Genomic DNA, 19,624 nt, shown 5'->3' with positions numbered 1-19,624 from the left:
ATCCACTTAAGTTTAAACCTTCAGTTAAGTAAGCAATCCATACTTCTAAACAAACGTTCTCCCCATGAAAAAACTTCTATACCTTCTCCTCCTGGTTTGCATCGCCGCTTTGGAGGCCGGCGCGCAGGAACTGAGCATCATCCCAAGGCCTAATAAAATCGAACTGGCAAAGGGGCAATTTGCGCTTGGCAGCGCCAAAGCCATTCAGTATGCTTCCGGAGCAGAGAAAGAAGCCGCTTTCCTGAAGCAAGCATTGCAGGAGAAGTATAACCTATCACTCGAGGCTAACGCCGGCAAGGGTAAGAAGAACACGATCAGCCTGGAGCTGGATAAGAAGCTGTCCAAAGACCTGGGCAAAGAAGGGTATAGACTGACCGCAACGCCGACGCAGGTGACCATCAAGGCAGCCACGGCAGCGGGCATCCACTACGGTGTGCAGAGCCTGCTGCAGGCTCTCCATACTTCGGAAGGCAAAGTTATGCCGGCGGTGGCTATAGAAGACAAGCCGCGGTTCGAGTGGCGTGCCTTGCACCTGGATGAGGCCCGTCATTTTAAAGGAAAAGAGGAGGTGAAGCTGCTGTTGGATGAGATGGCCCGCCTGAAGATGAACGTTTTCCACTGGCACCTGGTGGACGACCAGGGCTGGCGCATCGAGATCAAGAAATACCCGAAGCTGACGGAGATTGGCTCAGTTAGAAAAAGCACGGCCGTAGGGGAGAAAAAATGGAACAGCAACAAGCAATCCGGGGAGCCGCACAGCGGGTTCTATACCCAGGAGGAGATCAAAGAACTCGTAGCCTATGCCGCTGAGCGCCACATCAACGTGGTGCCGGAGATCGAGATGCCGGGCCACGCCAGCGCTGCCATTGCCGCTTACCCCTGGCTGGGCACGGACAACCAGAAGATTGAGGTACCCGTAAAATTCGGCCGCTTCTACGACATCTACGACGTGACCAACCCTAAAGTACAGGAGTTCCTACAGGACGTGCTGCAGGAGGTGTTCGCGCTGTTCCCCTCCAAGGTAATCCATATCGGCGGGGACGAAGTGGGCTATGAGGCCTGGGAGAAATCGAAGCAGGTAAACGCCTACATGAAGGAGCACGGCATCAAAACCTATGCTGATTTGCAGGTGCATTTCACCAACAACATCTCCAAGTACATTGAGCAGAACGGCCGCCGCATGATGGGCTGGAATGAGATCATGGGCATCAACATCCACCATGACTTCGAGGAGAAAAAGGCAGACGCGAACGCCGAAACCGAGCTGGCCAAAAACGTGGTGGTGCACTTCTGGAAAGGTGATGTGGAGCTGATCAAGCAGGCTGCCTCCAAAGGTTACCAGCTGGTGAACTCGCTGCACTCGATGACCTACCTGGACTATGACTACAAATCTATCCCGCTGCAAAAAGCCTACAGCTTCGATCCGGTGCCGCAGGAACTGGCAGAAGAGTATCATCAGAACATCATCGGTACTGGCTCCCAGATGTGGAGCGAGTGGGTTCCGACCCGGGGCGAGATGCATTACCAGGTGTTCCCGCGCCTGGCTGCCTACGCCGAGGTGGGCTGGACGCAGCCACAAAACAAGAACTACGAGCAGTTCCGAAACGCGCTGCTGCCACTCCTGAAAGTATGGGAAGCCCGGGGCATCCATTTCGCCCCGCTTTCAGACGCGGAAGAGGAGAAGAAGAACCAGTAGTTTTTTTTTGACAAAGGATTTTTTGACGAAGGACAAAGGACGACGGATATGCAAATTTATACTTATGGCGCGAGCGTACCCGCTCGTGAAAGCTATAGGGTGGGCCTCCGGCTCAGTCGAGTTTCAAACTCGACGCCATAACAAGAGAGTTTAGACGAAGGACAAAAGACAGCGAGTTGGATAGTATAATCAGAAGCCAATCTGATCGCCACACTTATTCTCTAAACATCCTTTGTCCTTTGTCAAAAGTTCTTTTGTCCTAAAGTATGATCCATACTTTTAGCTTACAGTACATGGCATGAAAAGCAGGCGAAACCACTTTACTTTATACTTCCTCCTCGGGTTTATACTTCCGGTGCAGGCGCAGCAGCAGCAGCCCAACATCATCGTATTTCTGGTGGATGACATGGGGTGGATGGATACGTCGGTGCCTTTAGCCGACAAAGTATACCCGCTGAACAAGCGTTACCACACGCCTAACATGGAGCGCCTGACCCGGGAAGGGATGAAGTTCACCAGCGCCTACGCCACACCGGTCTGCACGCCTTCGCGGGTAAGTATGCTGACGGGGATGAACGCGGCCCACCACGGCGTGACCAACTGGACCACGCCCTTCAGGAGCCGCAATTCCGACACGCCGGATGAGCAGCTGAACTTTGCCAACTGGAACCTCAACGGCCTGAGCCCCATAGCGGGCGTGCCGCAAACAGCCTACGCCACCCCTCTGCCGCAGTTGCTGCAGGAGAACGGCTACATGACCATACACATAGGCAAAGGGCACTGGGGCACGGCCGGCACGCCGGGAGCCAACCCACATAACCTGGGCTTTACGGTAAATGTGGCTGGGCATGTGGCGGGGCGCCCGCTCAGTTACCTGGGCGAGCAGAACTACGGCAATATGCCCGGCAAACCCTACAACATCCATGCGGTGCCGGACATGGCAGAGTACTATGGCTCAGATACCTACCTGACGGAGGCCCTGACGCGGGAAGCGCTCAAGACACTGGAGGCACCGATCCGCAACAAGCAGCCTTTTTTCCTGCACCTGGCCCACTATGCCGTGCACGACCCCTACGATCCCGACAAGCGCTTTTTACAGAAATACCTCGACACCGGGCTGAGCCGGACCGAGGCGATTTACGCCAGTATGGTGGAGGGGATGGACAAGAGCCTTGGCGATGTCTTAAATTACTTGGAAAATAATGGTGTGGACGACAACACAGTGCTTATATTTATGAGCGATAACGGTGGCCTGAGTCTGTCTTATGCCGGTAGAGGGGAGGCCCACACGCAGAACTTCCCTTTAAAAGCCGGAAAAGGCTCGGTTTACGAGGGGGGCATCCGGGTACCGATGCTGGTGAAGTGGCCGGGCGTGGTAAAGCCTGCTTCGGTTACGCATACGCCCGTTATCATCGAGGATTTCTTCCCGACCATACTGGAAATGGCGCAGGTAGAGAAGTATGAGCTGGTGCAGAAAGTGGACGGCCAAAGCTTTGTGCCCTTGCTCAAATCACCCAAGCAGAGGCAGGCAGGCCGCGCCCTGGTATGGCACGTGCCCAACAAATGGACCGAACAGGACGGACCCGGCATCAACTACAGAAGTGCTATCCGTGAAGGCGACTGGAAACTGATCTACCACCTGCGCGACGGTAAAATGGAACTCTACAACCTGGCAAATGACATTAGCGAATCCACGGACCTAGCAGCCAAACACCCCAAACGCGTGAGGGCGCTGGCCACGAAACTAGGGCAGCAACTGCGGGCTTGGGAGGCTCCGATGCCGTCGTTTAAAAGCACTGGAAAACCGGTGCCGATGCCAGACGAAGCGCTCCAAAGTATAAACTAGCAAGTATAAAATCTTTAAGTATAGCTCACCCCTACATGAAAATGAAGAAGATAACCCTCAGCATCCTTTCCCTTCTGCTGGCAGCTTCTGCTCCAGCCCTTGCGCAGCAAACAGCTCACGAAAAGGTAAACTTTGTGATCCTGCAGCCCGGAGACTCCGAAGCCGACATCATTCGCAAGGCGGCCAATGTGGTGCCCACCCCACGGCAGCTGCGCTGGCAGCAGCTGGAGCTGACCGGTTTCTTTCACGTGGGCGTCAACACCTTCACCAACCGCGAGTGGGGCACAGGCAAGGAAGATCCTTCCATTTTTAACCCCTCGCAGTTAGACGCCCGCCAATGGGTGCGCGTGGCCAAGGAGGCCGGTATCAAGCAGGTGATCCTGACGGCCAAGCACCACGATGGCTTCTGCCTGTGGCCGACAGCCACCACCGAACACTCGGTGAAAAACAGCCCCTGGAAAAACGGCCAGGGGGACCTGATGAAAGACGTAGCGGAGGCCTGCAAAGAGTACGGCATTGGCTTTGGCGTGTACCTCTCACCCTGGGACATGAACTCGCCGGTGTACGGCACAGATGCCTACAACGATCTATTTGTAGAGCAACTCACCGAACTGCTGACCAACTACGGGCAGATAGATGAAGTATGGTTTGACGGGGCCAACGGCGAGGGCCCGAACGGCAAGAAGCAGGTATACGACTTCGACCGTTGGTATAAGCACATCCGCAAGCTGCAGCCTACGGCCACTATTGCCATTATGGGCCCGGATGTGCGCTGGGTGGGCACCGAAACCGGCTACGGCCGTGAAACCGAGTGGAGCGTAGTACCAGCCGATAACCTGGACCAGAATGCGACGGCGGCGAACTCACAGCAGGCGGTGGCATTTAAACCTACCGGTGATATGCGAGGCGAAGTGCTGGGCAGCCGCGAGAAGATCCGCAACGCCAAAGGGCTGGTATGGTATCCGGCTGAAACGGACGTATCAATTCGTCCGGGTTGGTTCTATCATCCTGCCGAGGACGACAAGGTGAAATCGCCGGAGAAGCTGCTCGATATCTACTACAGCTCCGTGGGCCGCAACGGGGTGCTCCTGCTCAACATCCCACCCGACACGCGTGGCCTTATCCACGAGAGTGACGTGAAGGCGCTGCAGGGTTGGACCAAGCTGCGCCACGACACCTTCAACAAAAACCTGGCAGCCGGTGCTAAAGTGAAGGTAGCGGGCAAGAACAAAAAAGCCATACTCGACGGCAAGTATGACACGCACTTTACCACCAAATCAGAGAAAGACACCACAGCCGTGATCGAGCTGAAACTGGACGGCGAGCAGACCTTTGATGTGCTGATGCTGCAGGAGAACATCAGCGCAGGGCAGCGCATAGAGAAGTTTGCGTTCGATTACTGGAAAGACGGCCAGTGGCACCAGGCTACCGAAGGCACCACCGTGGGCTACAAACGCCTGCTGCGTTTCGAGCCGGTAACGGCCAGCAAAGTGCGCCTGCGCATTGAGTCGTCGCGCTTGAACCCGACCATTTCAGAAATTGGGCTCTACAAGAACGCATTGGAAGGCATGGCTATTTCAGCAAATGAGCACTAGGAAAGTATAAAAACCCTGGTTGCGATTAACCCATCCCTAACCCCTACGAGGAGGGGAACTACTCTTACAAAAAGTCCCCCTTTGAAGGGGGTAGGGGGATGATAATCATTCCATAATTCCTCTCCTGAGAGTGGCGGGGGAATCGCAGCTTGAGTTTAAAAGTATAAAACCCACTGCGCAAGTTTTCAAACTAGTGTCTAACAGTGATGTGAAGTCTCCGACTTCACTGAGCCAGTGGCCTCAGGACAACAGTACAGCAAGTATAGATGCCTATCGATTTTATACTATACAATCAATAACTGCCAATAGCCCTTTAAAGGCAAAAGACTAAACTACCATGATTAAGAAGACCACCCTTCTTCTAGCTCTTTTTTTCCCCTTTCTGGTGCTGGCCCAGCAGCCGATCAGCATCATTCCGCAGCCGGTAAGCCTGCAGCGCAGCGAAGGCCACTTTGTAATTGACGGCCATACTTCTATCCACCTGGAAAACGGGAAAAAAGAACTCAAGCCTGCCGCTGATTTTCTGGCCGCGCGCATCAAAGAAGTTTCCGGTTTGGAGCTGCCGATCAAAAAACGCAAAGGCAAAGCCATTAGACTAGCCATTGAAAGTATAAATAGCCTGGGCGAAGAGGGCTACCAGCTACAGGTAACGCCGTCGGAGATAAGCATAAAAGCCAACTCCAAAGCAGGTATCGTGTACGGCATCCAGTCGGTGCTGCAAACGCTGCCCGCCGTGCGCACCAACGCGGCACTGCAGGTCCCGGCCATGATCATTACGGACTACCCACGCTTTACCTGGCGCGGCATGCACCTGGACGTGAGCCGCCATTTCTTCTCGCCTGACGCCGTGAAGCAGTACATCGACCTGATGGCTACTTACAAGATGAACAAGTTTCACTGGCACCTGGTGGACGACCCGGGCTGGCGCATCGAGATCAAGAAGTACCCAAAACTGACGGATGTGGCAGCCTGGCGCGTGGACCAGACCGACAAGCCCTGGGATGCCAGGCCACAAGCCAAACCAGGCGAGGAGCCCACCTACGGAGGCTACTATACCCAGGAGCAGATCAAAGACATCGTGGCCTACGCTGCCCAGCGCAACGTCACGATCGTGCCGGAAATAGAGATGCCTGGACACGTGGCCTCTGCCATTGCCGCTTACCCGCACCTGAGCTGCAGCGGCAAGGCGCAGTTACCGCTTACGGGCGGAGACTATACCAACATGTCGTCTAACTACTGCCCCGGCAACGAGGAAGTGTTCACCTTCCTGGAGGACGTGCTGGATGAGGTGGTGGCGCTGTTTCCCGGGCAGTACGTACACATTGGCGGCGATGAAGTAGACAAATCGGGCTGGAAAAAATGCCCCAGTTGCCAGAAGCGCATGGCCGATGAAGGCCTGAAGAACGTGGAGGAGCTACAGAGCTACTTCATCAAGCGCATGGAGAACTACCTGCTCACCAAGAACCGCCGCATCATTGGCTGGGACGAGATTCTGGAGGGCGGGCTGGCACCCCAGGCCACGGTAATGAGCTGGCGCGGCGAGAGCGGCGGCATCGAGGCTGCCAAAATGGGCCATGACGTGATCATGACGCCTGGCTCCCCGGTTTACTTCGACCATTACCAGGCAGGTCCGGAGGGAGAGCCGTTGGCCATTGGCGGCTTTAACACGCTCAAAAAAGTATACGACTACGAGCCTATCCCGCAAGAACTGACAGCGGAAGAAGCCAGGCACGTGCTGGGCGCACAGGCCAACGTCTGGACCGAGTATATTACCTCCGCCTCGCAACTGGAGTACATGGTGCTGCCGCGCATGCTGGCCCTGGCTGAGGTCGTGTGGTCGCCGAAAGAGAGCCGCGACTGGGTAAGCTTTAACCAGCGCCTGCAGCCCCAGTTCAAAGCCTTCGACCAGAAAGCGCTGCATTACTCCAAAGGCAATTTCACCGTGGACATCAAGCCCAGCTCAGAAGGCGGCAAGCTGCTGGTAACGCTCTTTACCGAGGCCATGAACGGGGAAGTATACTACACCCTGGATGGCTCGGAGCCAACGGCGCAAAGTATAAAGTACAAGCAACCAATCCAGATCGATTCGTCGGTGGTGCTGAAGGCCGTGACGGTGATGAATGGCAAGGTGATGGGCCTGAAGTCGGCGGAGCAGTCGTTTAGCATGCACAAGGCCGTAGGCCGCGAGGTAAAGTATGAAAACCCGGTGAGCAAACATTATATGGCTGACGGCCCTAACTCGCTGACCGATGGGGTGCGCGGGCGGCACGCGGTGGGCAAATACTGGCACGGGTTCAGCGGCAGGGATATGGTAGCGACCCTGGACTTAGGGGAGGCCAAATCAATCTCCAATATCACCCTGGGCAGCCTGCAGCATTACCGCGACTGGATTATGATGCCGACAGCTGTGAAGTTCGAGGTTTCCACCGACGGCAAGAATTTTAAGGAAGTAAGGACGGTGAAGAACCCCGTGTCGCAAAATGAGCAGGAGGCTACCATGCACGATTTCAAGGCCCAGTTCCCGGAGCAAAAGGCAAGGTATGTGCGTGTTACCGCTTACCACCTGACCGAACTGCCGGAAGGCCATAACGGTGCCGGCCAACCCGCATGGCTTTTTGCCGATGAGATTGTGGTGCGGTAACAAGCAGGATAAGACACCAATGTAGTGCAAGCCATATGGCGAGAAGTCGTACTTATATCAGGAGTTGAGCAGGTTTTAGCCCTATAATCACTATATTTAAGAGCAGAAAATTTACTGGTCATACCCTGATCAAAAAGACCCCTAACACACCCATGCCTACAAGAAGAGATTTTGTTAAGACCGGCGCGATCGCGACAGCCGGCATCGCCGCCTCCGGCTTTTCGTTCATGTCGTTTGCCCAGAAGCAGAAGTTCGAGAGCCAGCGCCCCGCCCTCTCGGAGCGCCACTTCACGAGCAAGGCGGTGGAGAAAGCGATCAAGGAGGTGAAGAAGAGCATCGCCGACAAAGAGCTGGCCTGGATGTTCGAGAACTGCCTTCCCAGCACCCTGGACACCACCGTTAACTACCAGGAGAAGAACGGCCGCCCGGATACCTACGTGATCACCGGGGACATCGACGCCATGTGGCTGCGCGACAGCTCGGCGCAGGTGTGGCCTTACCTGGCGCTGATGGACAAGGACAAGCCGCTGCAGAAACTGATCGCCGGCGTGATCAACCGCCAGACCAGCTACATCCTCAAAGACCCCTACGCCAACGCCTTCTACGACGATGCGACCAAGGAAGGGGAGTGGGCCAAGGACCTGACCAAGATGCAGCCCGGCATCCACGAGCGCAAGTGGGAGATCGACTCGCTGTGCTACCCGATCCGCTTGGGCTACCACTACTGGAAAGCCTCCGGCGATACAAACCCGTTTGATGCGGAATGGGAGAAAGCTATGCGCCTGGTGGTGAAGACCTTCAAGGAGCAGCAGCGCAAGGAGGACAAAGGGCCCTACAAGTTCCAGCGCGTGACCGGCTGGCAAACCGACACGGTGGCAGGCTCCGGCTACGGTAACCCGATCAAGCCGGTAGGGCTGATCTGCTCCACCTTCCGCCCGTCCGACGACGCCACGATCTACCTGTTCCTGGTGCCGTCCAACTACTTTGCCGTCACCTCGCTGCGCCAGCTGGCCGAGATGAGCGAGAAGCTCAGGAAAGACAAAACCTTCGCCGCCGAGTGCACGGCCCTGGCCGACGAGGTAGAGAAGGCCCTGCAGGAATATGCGGTGGCGGAGCACCTGAACTACGGCAAGGTGCACCCGTTCGAGGTGGACGGCTTCGGCAACGAGCTGTTCATGGACGATGCCAACGTGCCGAGCCTGCTGGCCATGCCGTACCTGGGCTGCTGCCCGGTGGAAGACCCGATCTACCAGAACACCCGCAAGTTCATACTTGGCCAGGACAACCCCTGGTACTTTGTAGGCAAGGCCGGACATGGCATTGGCGGCCCGCACACCGGGGTGGACATGATCTGGCCGATGAGCATCATCATGCAGGCCCTGACGAGCCAGTCGGATGAGGAGATAAAGGAATGCCTGCACCAGCTCAAGAACACGCACGCCGGCACCGGCTTCATGCACGAGTCTTTCCACAAGGACGACCCGACAAACTTCACCAGAAAATGGTTTGCCTGGGTGAACACGCTGTTCGGGGAGCTGATCCTGAAAGTGCACGCCGAGCGTCCGCACCTGCTAAAAGCGCAAGTATAAAGTACAAGTCCTAGGCTTAAGGCTGAAGTATAATCCGCTGTCCCTTTCAAGGGAAGGGCTGATTTATTTTGAGAATATAAGTACAAAAGTCCTCTGTCATTCTGGAAGAGACTTGGTGGTAGTAGAAAGAGGCTCCTTCTTCCGGGAGGTTAAGCTATACTACTCGCTACCAAGATCCTTTCAGGATGACAAAAAATAGAAAGAATCGACCTTGTTCTGAGAGGAGAGGGATATACGTTAGAAGTCAAACATACTGCAGCCCTAACCTGCAACATCAACCTGTAACATGAGCACCAGACGAAAATTCATCAAACTATCCGCCCTGGGCGCTGGCCTGCTGGGCAGCGGCTTCCAGCAGGCCAGCGCCTTTGCCGGCTCGCTGGGAGCGGCCAAAAAGAACAAGCCTGTCGTGATCTCCACCTGGAACCACGGCATACCGGCCAACGCGGCGGCCTGGGAGATTCTTAGCCAAAAAGGCACGGCGCTGGATGCCGTGGAGGCGGGCGTGCGCGTGCCCGAGGCCGACCCGGAGGTGCGCACGGTGGGCTACGGCGGCTATCCCGACCGGGAGGGCCATGTGACCTTGGACGCCTGCATCATGGACAAGGACAGCAACTGCGGCGCAGTGGCCTTCCTGGAGCACATCAAGCACCCGATTTCGGTGGCCCGCAAGGTGATGGAGGACACCCCGCACGTGATGCTGGTAGGGGAGGGCGCCCTGCAGTTTGCCCTGGAGAAAGGCTTTCAGAAAGAGAACCTCCTGACGCCGGAATCCGAGAAAGACTGGAAAAACTGGCTGAGGGAGTCGAAGTACAAGCCGGTGATCAACATCGAGAACCACGACACGATCGGGCTGCTGGCCCTGGACGCGAACGGCGATTTGGCCGGGGCCTGTACCACCAGCGGTGCCGCCTACAAGATGCACGGGCGCGTGGGCGACTCCCCGATCATCGGGGCGGGTTTGTTTGTGGATAACGAGGTGGGGGCCGCCACGGCCACGGGCCTGGGCGAGGCTGTGATCCGCATGGTGGGCAGCCACCTGGTGGTGGAGCTCATGCGCCAGGGCAACTCACCGGAGGAGGCCTGCCGCCTGGCCGTGGAGCGCATCATCGCCAAGCACAAGGATGTGAAGGACCTGCAGGTGGGCTTTATCGCCCTCAACAAGAACGGCGAGTACGGCGGGTACTGCATCCACAAGGGCTTTAACTATGCCGTGCAGGATAAATCGGGAGTAAAGCTGCTGGATGGAAAGAGCAAGTTCTAAGCCGCTGCTGGAGATTTGTATCGACTCGGTGGCCTCGGCCGTGGCCGCCGAGCAGGGAGGCGCGCAGCGCGTGGAGCTGTGCGACTACCTGGCTGGCGGCGGCACCACACCCAGCTCGGGTATGATTGAGGTGGTGCGCCAAAGTATACGTATTGGTCTGCACGTGCTTATCCGCCCGCGCCGTGGCGACTTTTTATACTCCCCTGCCGAGTTTGCGGTGATGAAGCGCGACATACAGCTTTGCCGCCGGTTAGGGGTAAACGGCGTGGTGATCGGTGCCTTGACAAGGGATGGAAGTATAGACGTGGCCGGTACGCAGGCGCTGATAGAAGCGGCGGAAGGTATGAGCATCACCTTTCACCGTGCCTTCGACCTGGTGGCCGATCCTTACAAGGCGTTGGATGATTTGCTGCAACTGCAAGTACACCGCCTGCTTACATCAGGGCATCAGGAAACGGCGCTGCAGGGTGCCGACCTTATCCGGGAGCTACATGAAAGAGCGGCTGGCAAACTCATCATCCTGCCCGGCGGCGGTGTAACACCGGCCAACGTGCAGGAGTTAGTCTCCAGAACCGGCGTAAGCGAGGTACATGCTTCGGTGCGTAAATCAGTGGATAGTGGCATGGACTTCCGAAAAGATTACCCGCCCATGTCCAGCAACCGGGTACTCTCCGAGTTTGAGCAACTGGTGGCTGATGTGGAGCAGGTTAGGGCGTTAGGTGCTAGTTGGTAGGTGTTGGTTTTTAGTTGTTGCATTAATTGATTAAGCCGCTCTCCCTGTCCTCCCAACAAGAGGAGGGATCTCTCGAGAATTCTGAATAAATCTCTCGCGCTGCTCGAGATGACAGAAAGCCGCAGCTATCGAACTGATACCAGTCCTTGGGTTGAGCGCCTCGAGAGGTTCCGGTGCCCGGAGGGCATTGCGACGTAAGGAGCAAAGGAAGCGAAAGCAGCGCGATGCCCGAGGACGAGCCCTCTCGGGCTTGAGAGCACCAAAGCCAGAGATAAAACAATGCAGGTTGTAAAGCCGTGGATGAACAGTGGCTAGAAAGGATAGCTTATGTCAAGTTGAAGGAAGCGGTAGCATCAGGGAAAGCACGAGCTACAAACTTGCGCTAGCGGGGACTATGAAATAGTATAGCTAAGGTATAGCATCACAGCCCAAGTATAAAATATGACTTTCCAAGCCACTCGGATTTCAAATCCGAGGCGGTGGGAAGGCACGGGTTGCAAACCCGCGCCAGCAGGGGCCTCCCGGCCTTGAGGGTGCCAAAGCCAGAGATGCAACGATAGGTTTGTAAGTCTGGAGGATGAACGGAGGCTAAAAAGGATAGCTTGGTTCAAGTATGGCTCTTTGAGCCAGTCGGGTTGCAAACCCAACACCATAGCAGGACACGAGTTGCAAACTCGCGCCAGCGGAGGAACTGCAATAGCTAAGCGATGAAGGCACAAGCGGACGCTTGCGCCAGGGAAGTATAAAAGTGTAGCCAAAGTACGAACATGGCTTGTGCGGATTTGTAATCAGCCGTTCTATACTTTCGGATTACAAATCCGGAAGAGCGGGATATAATAAGTATAGCTCAAGTATAATGATAAACAAGTACAAACTATTACTCATCTGTCTCTTTGTGCTAAGCGGCAACTTCGCCTCCGCGCAGGCCAAAAAAGCCGCCCCGCAGGACAGCACCAAAATGCAGTGGTTCGGCGACGCCAAACTCGGCATCTTCATCCACTGGGGCATCTACGGCGTGAACGGCATTCCGGAATCGTGGTCCTTCTTCAACAACTACATTAGCCACGAAGACTACATGAAGCAGCTCGACGGCTTCACGGCAGACAAGTACAAGCCGGAGGAATGGTCCAGGCTGATCAAAGAGTCCGGCGCGCGCTATTCAGTCATCACCACCAAACACCATGACGGCGTAGCCTTGTGGGATAGCAAAATGGGCGGCATCAACACCAAAAAGCATACACCGGCCAAACGCGATGTGCTCACGCCTTTTGTGGACGCGCTTCGCAAGGAAAACCTGAAGGTAGGTTTTTACTACTCGCTGCCCGACTGGAGCTATGCTGACTATGACGTGTTCACACGGGCTAAAAAACGCTACTCGCTAAAAGAGGAGCCACGCCGCTGGAAGAAATTTCTGGGCTTTTATCAGGGCCAACTCCGCGAGCTTTCCAAAAACTACAACCCGGACCTTTATTGGTTTGACGGCGATTGGGAGCACAGTGCCGAGGAGTGGCAATCGGATAAGGTACGGGAGATGTTGCTGGGCTACAATAAAAACGTCATCATCAACTCGCGCCTCAACGACTACGGCGACTATGCCACCCCGGAGCAGGGCGTGCCAGTGGTAAAGCCACAGGATAAGTACTGGGAGCTGTGCCTGACCATGAACGACTCCTGGGGCCACTCGCCGCACGACCACCACTACAAGAGCCCGAACCAGGTTATCCGCACCTTCGCCGACTGCATCAGCAACGGCGGCAACCTGCTGCTCGACATCGGCCCGAAGCCGGACGGCACCATACCCCAGGAGCAGGTAGCGATACTGAAAGAACTGGGCCGCTGGACGAACAAGCACGAAGAAGCTATCTTCGGCACCGTGGCAGGCATTCCGCAGGAGCACTTCTACGGCCACTCTACGTTGGCGAAGGACGGTAAAACTTTATACTTGTTTGTAGAGAACCAGGGAGCCGAGTCGGTGCGCGTGCAGGGGCTGGCCACGCCAATTAAAAGTGTAAAAGTAGTGGGCAGCAAGGCTTCTGCCAAGTATGAGAAGCAAGGCAACACCACCTACATCCAGGTGCCTGCCAATGCCTACGATGCGCAACTGACCGTGCTGGCTTTGTCGTTTGACGAGCCGCTGAAACTGTCTTCTCCAGCGCCAGCGAAACTGGCCTTGGCAGGGCTACAGAAGACAGGCAAACTGGATGCGACGCAGCGTAACCGCACGATCCGCCGGGTAGCCGATAACCTGCAGGCAGGAAATAACCCCTTCCAGAGCACGGCCTTGCAGCCTGACGGTACTGAGGTAAAGCAGCTAAAGCTGGCCGATGCGGGCGTAGAGCGCTGGGTGAAAAAGCATGCCGAAACATTGTACAACGCCAACCCAGGCCTGCCGGAGGGGCATTACGAGGGAAATTCTTCACTTTCTGAAGATAAGCAGACGCTATACTTGTTTGTAGAGGGCAAGCCAACCGGGCCAATCGCTATCAAAGGGCTTAAAAACAAGCTGCACCGCATCCGCGTGGTGGGCAACGGCACTTTGCTGGGCCACGAGATCTTTAACAAACAGTACTGGAGCCACATCCCCGGCATCGCCTATATCGACGTGCCGCACGACCTGCTGGACGAGGACCTGACGGTGATCGCCATCTTGCTGGACGGTCCGGTGGAGTTACATCGGGAGGAAATAAAGCCGATCGAAAGTAATTAGTAATTCACCTCAGGCACAAGCTTCAAGTCTGTTACTTGAAGCTTCATCTAGAGTTAGTTTGCAACTGGCGCAAGCCATACTGTACGACTCGGGCAGTTTCAAAATGGCCTCCTGTGTACTCCAAGTAGAAAACTTGAAGTACACAGGAGTAAAAAGCTCTTTTGAAGAGGTGGCAAGCGCTGAGAAAGCAACTGTCATCCTGTTAAAAAACCTGGTGGAAGAGAGGTGAAGCCAATGCTACTCGCTACCAAAATCCTTTCAGGATGACAAAAAAGAGACAACAGAGACTACGCTTTTACACTTACATATCATGTTCAAACACTACCTCTACACGTTACTTTTCACAGTTATTTTTCTTGGGGTACAAACCTTGTCAACGGCGCAAACCCTTGACCCGGAGTACCCCCTGATTCCGTACCCAAGCTCCCTGACGCCGCAGGAGGGAAGCTTCACCATTAACTCCAAAACCAAGCTGGTACTGCCCAGGGAGAGCATCTTTAAAAACGAGGCCGAGCAGCTGCAGTACCTGCTGTCCGGCAGCCTGGGCAAATCGCTGAAGCAGGCAAAGAAAGCATCCGCTAATACCATTGTTTTCCAGTACGACCAAAGTATAAATGCCCCGGAAGGTTACCGCCTGAGCATCACGCCGAAGCAGGTAACGCTGGCGGCGAAAGAGCCGGCGGGTATGTTTCGGGCCGTGCAGACGCTGCGCCAACTGCTGCCCGCAAGTATAGAGCAGGGAACAGCACAGGCTCAGCTTGTGCTGCCTGCCCTGCAGATCCAGGATGAGCCGGCTTATACCTGGCGCGGCATGCACCTGGACGTGAGCCGGCACTTCTTCACCACCGATTACCTGAAGAAGTTCATCGACCTGATGGCGCTTTATAAGTTCAACAAGCTGCATTTGCACCTGACCGACGACCAGGGCTGGCGCATCGAGATCAAAAAGTACCCGAGACTGACCGAGGAAGGCGCCTGGCGTACCTTCAACAACCACGATAGAGACGTAATTGCCCGCTCCAAGGAGAACCCGGACTTTGCGCTGGACGAGCGCCACATCGTGCAGAAAAACGGCCAGACGATGTATGGCGGCTTCTACACCCAGGAGGAGATGAAGGACATCATCGCTTACGCCGCCGCCCGCCACATCGAGATCATCCCTGAAATCGACATGCCCGGCCACATGAAGGCCGCCATCGATGCCTATCCGTTCCTGACCTGCGGCGAAGCGGGTTGGGGCGAGACGTTCTCCGTGCCGATTTGCCCGTGCAAGGAGAGCACCTATGAATTTGCAGAGAACGTGTTCAACGAAATTATCGCGCTGTTCCCGAGCCAGTACATCCACCTGGGCGCCGATGAGGTAGAGAAAACCACCTGGGCCAACTCCGCCGGTTGCCAGGAACTGATGAAGCGCGAAGGGCTGAAGAGCGTGGAGGAGCTGCAGAGCTACTTCATCCACCGCATGCAAAAGTTCTTCCACTCCAAGGGCAAGACGCTGATTGGCTGGGATGAGATGCTGGAAGGCGGCATTAACTCCGATGCGGTGGTGATGTTCTGGCGCACCTGGGCGCCCAACGCCCCGCTGCACGCTGCCCAAAACGGCAATAAGGTGATCATGACGCCAAACAGTCCGCTATACTTTGACGGGCTACCCGATAAGAAGTCGGTATACAACGTGTACCATTTCAACGTGGTGCCGAAGGGACTGAACGCTGAGGAAGCTAAGGCCATACTTGGTGCGCAGGCCAACATCTGGACCGAGTACATCCCTTCCGAAAACCGGACCGAGTACATGTACATGCCCCGCATGACGGCACTGGCCGAAGTGGTGTGGACTGGCAAGCAGGATTACGATTCCTACCTGCAGCGCCTGCAAAAGCACTACAAACGCCTCGATGCACTGGACGTAAATTACCGCCTGCCCGATCTGGAAGGCTTCCTGGACGTGAACGTGTTCACCGACAAAGCCACGCTGGACATTCCAAAACCACTCGACAACCTGATCATTCGCTACACCACCGACGGCAGCCAACCCACCACTTCCTCCAGGGTGCTGGACAAGCCGCTGACGATCACTGAAACCACCACGTTCAAGATTGCTGCCTTCACACCGGAAGGCTTGAAAGGGGATACCTATACCACCACGTACCAGAAGCAGACCTATGCCAAAGCTGCAGCGGCTAAAAACATAAAGCAAGGGTTGCAGGCGACGTACTACAAAGCCTCCTTCAAAAGCACGGCAGGGATGGCCAAGGCCACGCCAACAGGTGTGGCAGAGGTAGCGCAACTGCAGGTGCCAAAAGAGGCGGAAGCACCGAGCTTTGGTGTGCAGTTCAGAAGCTATCTGGAAGTACCGGAAACAGGTATCTATACTTTCCACTTTACCTGCGACGACGGTGGCGTGCTGCGCATTGCCGACCGCCTGGTGGTGGATAACGACGGGCTGCACCCACCGCAGGAAAAGACCGGACAGGTGGCGCTGGAGAAAGGCCTGCAGCCTTTTGCGCTGGATTTTATTGAAGGTGGCGGCGGCTATACCTTAAAGCTGCTCTACAGCAAAGACGGGGGAGAGCCGCAGCCGGTACCGGCCAGCTGGTTCAAGTATGAGCCGACTGTGCAGTAGCTGCTTTTAAATCCCATTTTAGCTCTTTCGGATTTGCAATCAGAAAGTATAATAGCTGCGGATTTGTAATCCGCAAGAGCAAAAGCTATAGCTACTGGCTGGCATGCGGATTACAAATCCGGAACAGCATTCTAAAAACTCAAGTATAAATTCTGCTTTAGCGTCTCCCCTAGACTTTTAATAGGTAGGGGAGACGCTTTTATACCTTTCTTATGATCAAGCATTACCTCACCCTGTGCCTGCTGCTTTTGGCTGTACTGGCTGCACAGGCAGAAGATAACCCTTTCGTGAAAGCGAAGCGAAAGGCTAAAACGGCATCTCCGTTTGCCGGGCTGGAGCACCTGTTTACAGAACCGAAACATTACGTTACCCACTTCACCAGCAAGGCCCCCAGTATAGACGGTCACCTGAACGAGGAGGTATGGCAACACGCTACCTGGACGGACTTGTTCACTGACATAGAGGGTGACTTAAAACCGGCGCCAACCTATGAGACCCGCGTGAAAATGGCCTGGGATAACGAGTATTTATACATTGCCGCCGATATGAAAGAGCCGCATGTGTGGGCAAACCTGACGCAGCACGATGAGGTGGTGTACTACGACAATGACTTCGAGGTATTCATCGACCCTGACAACGACACGCACCAATACTTTGAGGTGGAGGTGAACGCGCTCAACACCATCTTCGACCTGTTCCTCTCCAAGCCTTACCGCAACAACAACGGCGCCCTGATTGCCTGGAACCTGCACGGGCTCAAGTCGGCGGTACAGGTGCAGGGTACTCTGAATGATCCGACCGATACAGACGAGGGTTGGACGGTGGAGATGGCCATTCCTTTTCGATCTGTTACGGTCGGTAATGTCACGCGTGTTCCGGACGAAGGCACCCTGTGGCGCATCAATTTCTCGCGGGTACAGTGGGATGTAGATGTGGTAGACGGCAAGTACGTGAAGCGCAAAGGTGAGGACGGTAAACCGCTGCCGGAGTATAATTGGGTGTGGTCGCCGCAAGGGGTGATCAACATGCACCTGCCGGAGCGCTGGGGATATTTGTACTTCAGCCGGCAGCCTGCACATGAGCAAAGTATAGAATTCACCATGCCCTATGCCGAAAAGCAAAAGAAGTACCTTTGGCTGGTGTATTACCGGCAGAAAGCGTATTTTGGGAAGCACGGCCGCTACAGTAAATCATTAAAAGAGCTGGGCCTGAAGAAAGGCAAGGTGGAAGTGGAAGGGCAGGAGAACCAATTGAAACTGGAGGCAGGCACGCTGCAGTTTATGGCCGCCATACACGGGCCAAACGGCAAGGTGTGGAGCATCAACGAAAACGGATTTGTACACACGATAAAAGGCTTACAATGAAAACAAGAAGATCCTTCCTGAAGGCCGGGGCGCTGGCCGGCCTGGCAGCAAGCATACCTGCGCCCGCTCTTGCCGAACTCACCGCAGCACCAGGGGCTAAAAAGGACCGGCCCAGGCACTGGGTATGGGTGAGGCCTAACAAAGCCGATAAAGAAGCCGATCTGCAGCGGCAGTACAAACGCTTCTACGAAGCAGGCATCCGGGGAGTCTTCTTTGAAGCCGACAGCGAGAAGCATTTCCGCGCGGCCAAAGCTAATAAACTAGAGGCCCACCGCTGGATGTGGACCATGAACCGGGGCGAAAAGGAGTTGCTGCAGAAGCACCCGGAGTGGTACGCCCAAAACCGTAAAGGTGAGTCGTGTGCCGATAAGCCGCCGTACGTGGGGTACTACCGCTGGCTGTGTCCTTCTCGGGAGGAGGTAAAGCAGTACCTGGCCGATGACGTGCGGAACATCCTCAGCAAAGATTATATCGACGGCATCCACTTGGACTACGTGCGCTTTTGCGATGTGATCCTGCCGGTGAACCTGTGGGAAAACTACAACATTGAGCAGACCAAGGAACTGCCGGAGTACGATTATTGCTACTGCGAGGTGTGCCGCACCAAATTCAAAGCCTGGCGCGGCAAGGCGATTGAGGAGTTGGAGTATCCGGAAGCCAGCCTGTCGTGGCGGCTGTACCGCTACAACGCCGTTAATACCATCGTGAACCACTTGGCCGAGATCGCCAAGGAAAATAAAAAACCGATTACCGCCGCCGTATTCCCCACGCCGGAAGTGGCCCGCCGCATCGTGCGCCAGGACTGGACCAACTGGAACCTGAACGCCGTGTACCCGATGATCTATCACGGCTTTTACAAAGAGGATGTGCGTTGGATCGGTGATGCCGTGACAGAAGGCGTACACTTTCTGAAGGGGAAGTTCCCGCTCTACGCCGGTTTATACTTGCCAGACTTCAAAAGCAACGAAGAACTGCAGCAAGGTATAGAACTCGCCCTGGCAAACGGAGCCAAAGGCGTTTCGATCTTCGGCGATGTGAACGAGCAGGTGCTGCAGGCGCTGGAACGCGCCTCGGCTTCTGTAAAGTCGTAGGAAAGCATGTTGTAGGAAAGTATAAAGTAGAGCTGCCAATGGCAGCTCTACTTGTTTCAGGTGATATTACCCTTTTCTGGCCCAAGTCTTTAGACTCGTGTCTTGTCATGAGGGCGAGTTTGTAACTTGACTGGCTCCAAGAGTCATACTTTATACTTGTCTGAATCAGGATTTACGGGATTTTTGGATTGACAGGATTGCAATACCAAGCCCAACCATCCCTGCCTTTCTTTAGGTTTTTTGAGGGGCCCTACCCCCAGGAGGGGAGTCCTCTGCAGCCGATTCACATCCCCCTGCCCCCTTCCAAGAGGACAACCACGCTCCAACCATTGTCTAATAACAGCAGGGGGAGTTCGGTTCAAGCTCCGTCTGCCTTAGCTATCGGGATGTTTCCCAGTCTTTGGGTTGAGCGCCTATGCGAGTTTTTCCGGTGCCGAGCGCGAGCGAGGCAGCCCGAGGCACGAGGGCAGGAAAA

The 19,624-nt window shown here is 55.3% G+C and carries 11 protein-coding genes; all 11 read left to right on the top strand.

Annotated elements, in window-relative coordinates:
* Nucleotides 1-64 precede the first annotated feature (64 nt).
* The 11 genes from PXG97_RS05255 (at nucleotide 65) to PXG97_RS05205 (ending at nucleotide 19,149) form a co-directional block, all read left to right on the top strand.
* A complete protein-coding gene (locus tag PXG97_RS05255; RefSeq protein ID WP_276496666.1) occupies nucleotides 65-1,696 on the top strand; it encodes a beta-N-acetylhexosaminidase in 1,632 nt (543 codons plus the stop codon).
* Between the two features lie 298 nt (nucleotides 1,697-1,994).
* Complete coding sequence (locus PXG97_RS05250; protein ID WP_276496665.1) at nucleotides 1,995-3,542, top strand: sulfatase; 1,548 nt, start codon at nucleotides 1,995-1,997, stop codon at nucleotides 3,540-3,542.
* A 41-nt stretch (nucleotides 3,543-3,583) separates the two neighbouring features.
* Nucleotides 3,584-5,137, top strand: a complete 1,554-nt coding sequence (locus PXG97_RS05245; RefSeq protein ID WP_276496664.1) for an alpha-L-fucosidase — start codon at nucleotides 3,584-3,586, stop codon at nucleotides 5,135-5,137.
* Between the two features lie 337 nt (nucleotides 5,138-5,474).
* Complete coding sequence (locus tag PXG97_RS05240; protein ID WP_276496663.1) at nucleotides 5,475-7,778, top strand: glycoside hydrolase family 20 protein; 2,304 nt, start codon at nucleotides 5,475-5,477, stop codon at nucleotides 7,776-7,778.
* A gap of 152 nt (nucleotides 7,779-7,930) precedes the next feature.
* Nucleotides 7,931-9,367, top strand: coding sequence for a glycoside hydrolase family 125 protein (locus PXG97_RS05235; RefSeq protein WP_276496662.1), 1,437 nt, complete (start codon nucleotides 7,931-7,933; stop codon nucleotides 9,365-9,367).
* A gap of 286 nt (nucleotides 9,368-9,653) precedes the next feature.
* Nucleotides 9,654-10,631, top strand: a complete 978-nt coding sequence (locus tag PXG97_RS05230) for an isoaspartyl peptidase/L-asparaginase family protein (RefSeq protein ID WP_276496661.1) — start codon at nucleotides 9,654-9,656, stop codon at nucleotides 10,629-10,631.
* Nucleotides 10,612-11,364, top strand: coding sequence for a copper homeostasis protein CutC (locus PXG97_RS05225; RefSeq protein ID WP_276496660.1), 753 nt, complete (start codon nucleotides 10,612-10,614; stop codon nucleotides 11,362-11,364). Before PXG97_RS05230 ends, PXG97_RS05225 begins: the two co-directional genes overlap by 20 nt.
* 856 nt (nucleotides 11,365-12,220) lie before the next feature.
* Complete coding sequence (locus PXG97_RS05220; protein ID WP_276496659.1) at nucleotides 12,221-14,071, top strand: alpha-L-fucosidase; 1,851 nt, start codon at nucleotides 12,221-12,223, stop codon at nucleotides 14,069-14,071.
* A gap of 310 nt (nucleotides 14,072-14,381) precedes the next feature.
* A complete protein-coding gene (locus PXG97_RS05215) occupies nucleotides 14,382-16,694 on the top strand; it encodes a family 20 glycosylhydrolase (RefSeq protein WP_276496658.1) in 2,313 nt (770 codons plus the stop codon).
* 212 nt (nucleotides 16,695-16,906) lie between these two features.
* Complete coding sequence (locus PXG97_RS05210) at nucleotides 16,907-18,058, top strand: carbohydrate-binding family 9-like protein (RefSeq protein WP_276496657.1); 1,152 nt, start codon at nucleotides 16,907-16,909, stop codon at nucleotides 18,056-18,058.
* Entirely contained in the window at nucleotides 18,055-19,149 is a 1,095-nt protein-coding gene (locus tag PXG97_RS05205; RefSeq protein ID WP_276496656.1) for a family 10 glycosylhydrolase, read from the top strand. Before PXG97_RS05210 ends, PXG97_RS05205 begins: the two co-directional genes overlap by 4 nt.
* The last annotated feature ends 475 nt before the right edge of the window (nucleotides 19,150-19,624 follow it).

The sequence above is a fragment of the Pontibacter litorisediminis genome (assembly GCF_029360645.1).
In the GTDB taxonomy this organism is placed as follows: Bacteria; Bacteroidota; Bacteroidia; order Cytophagales; family Hymenobacteraceae; genus Pontibacter; species Pontibacter litorisediminis.
Note: the sequence above shows the minus strand (reverse complement) of the source record. Positions and strands in the feature narration are given on the sequence as shown.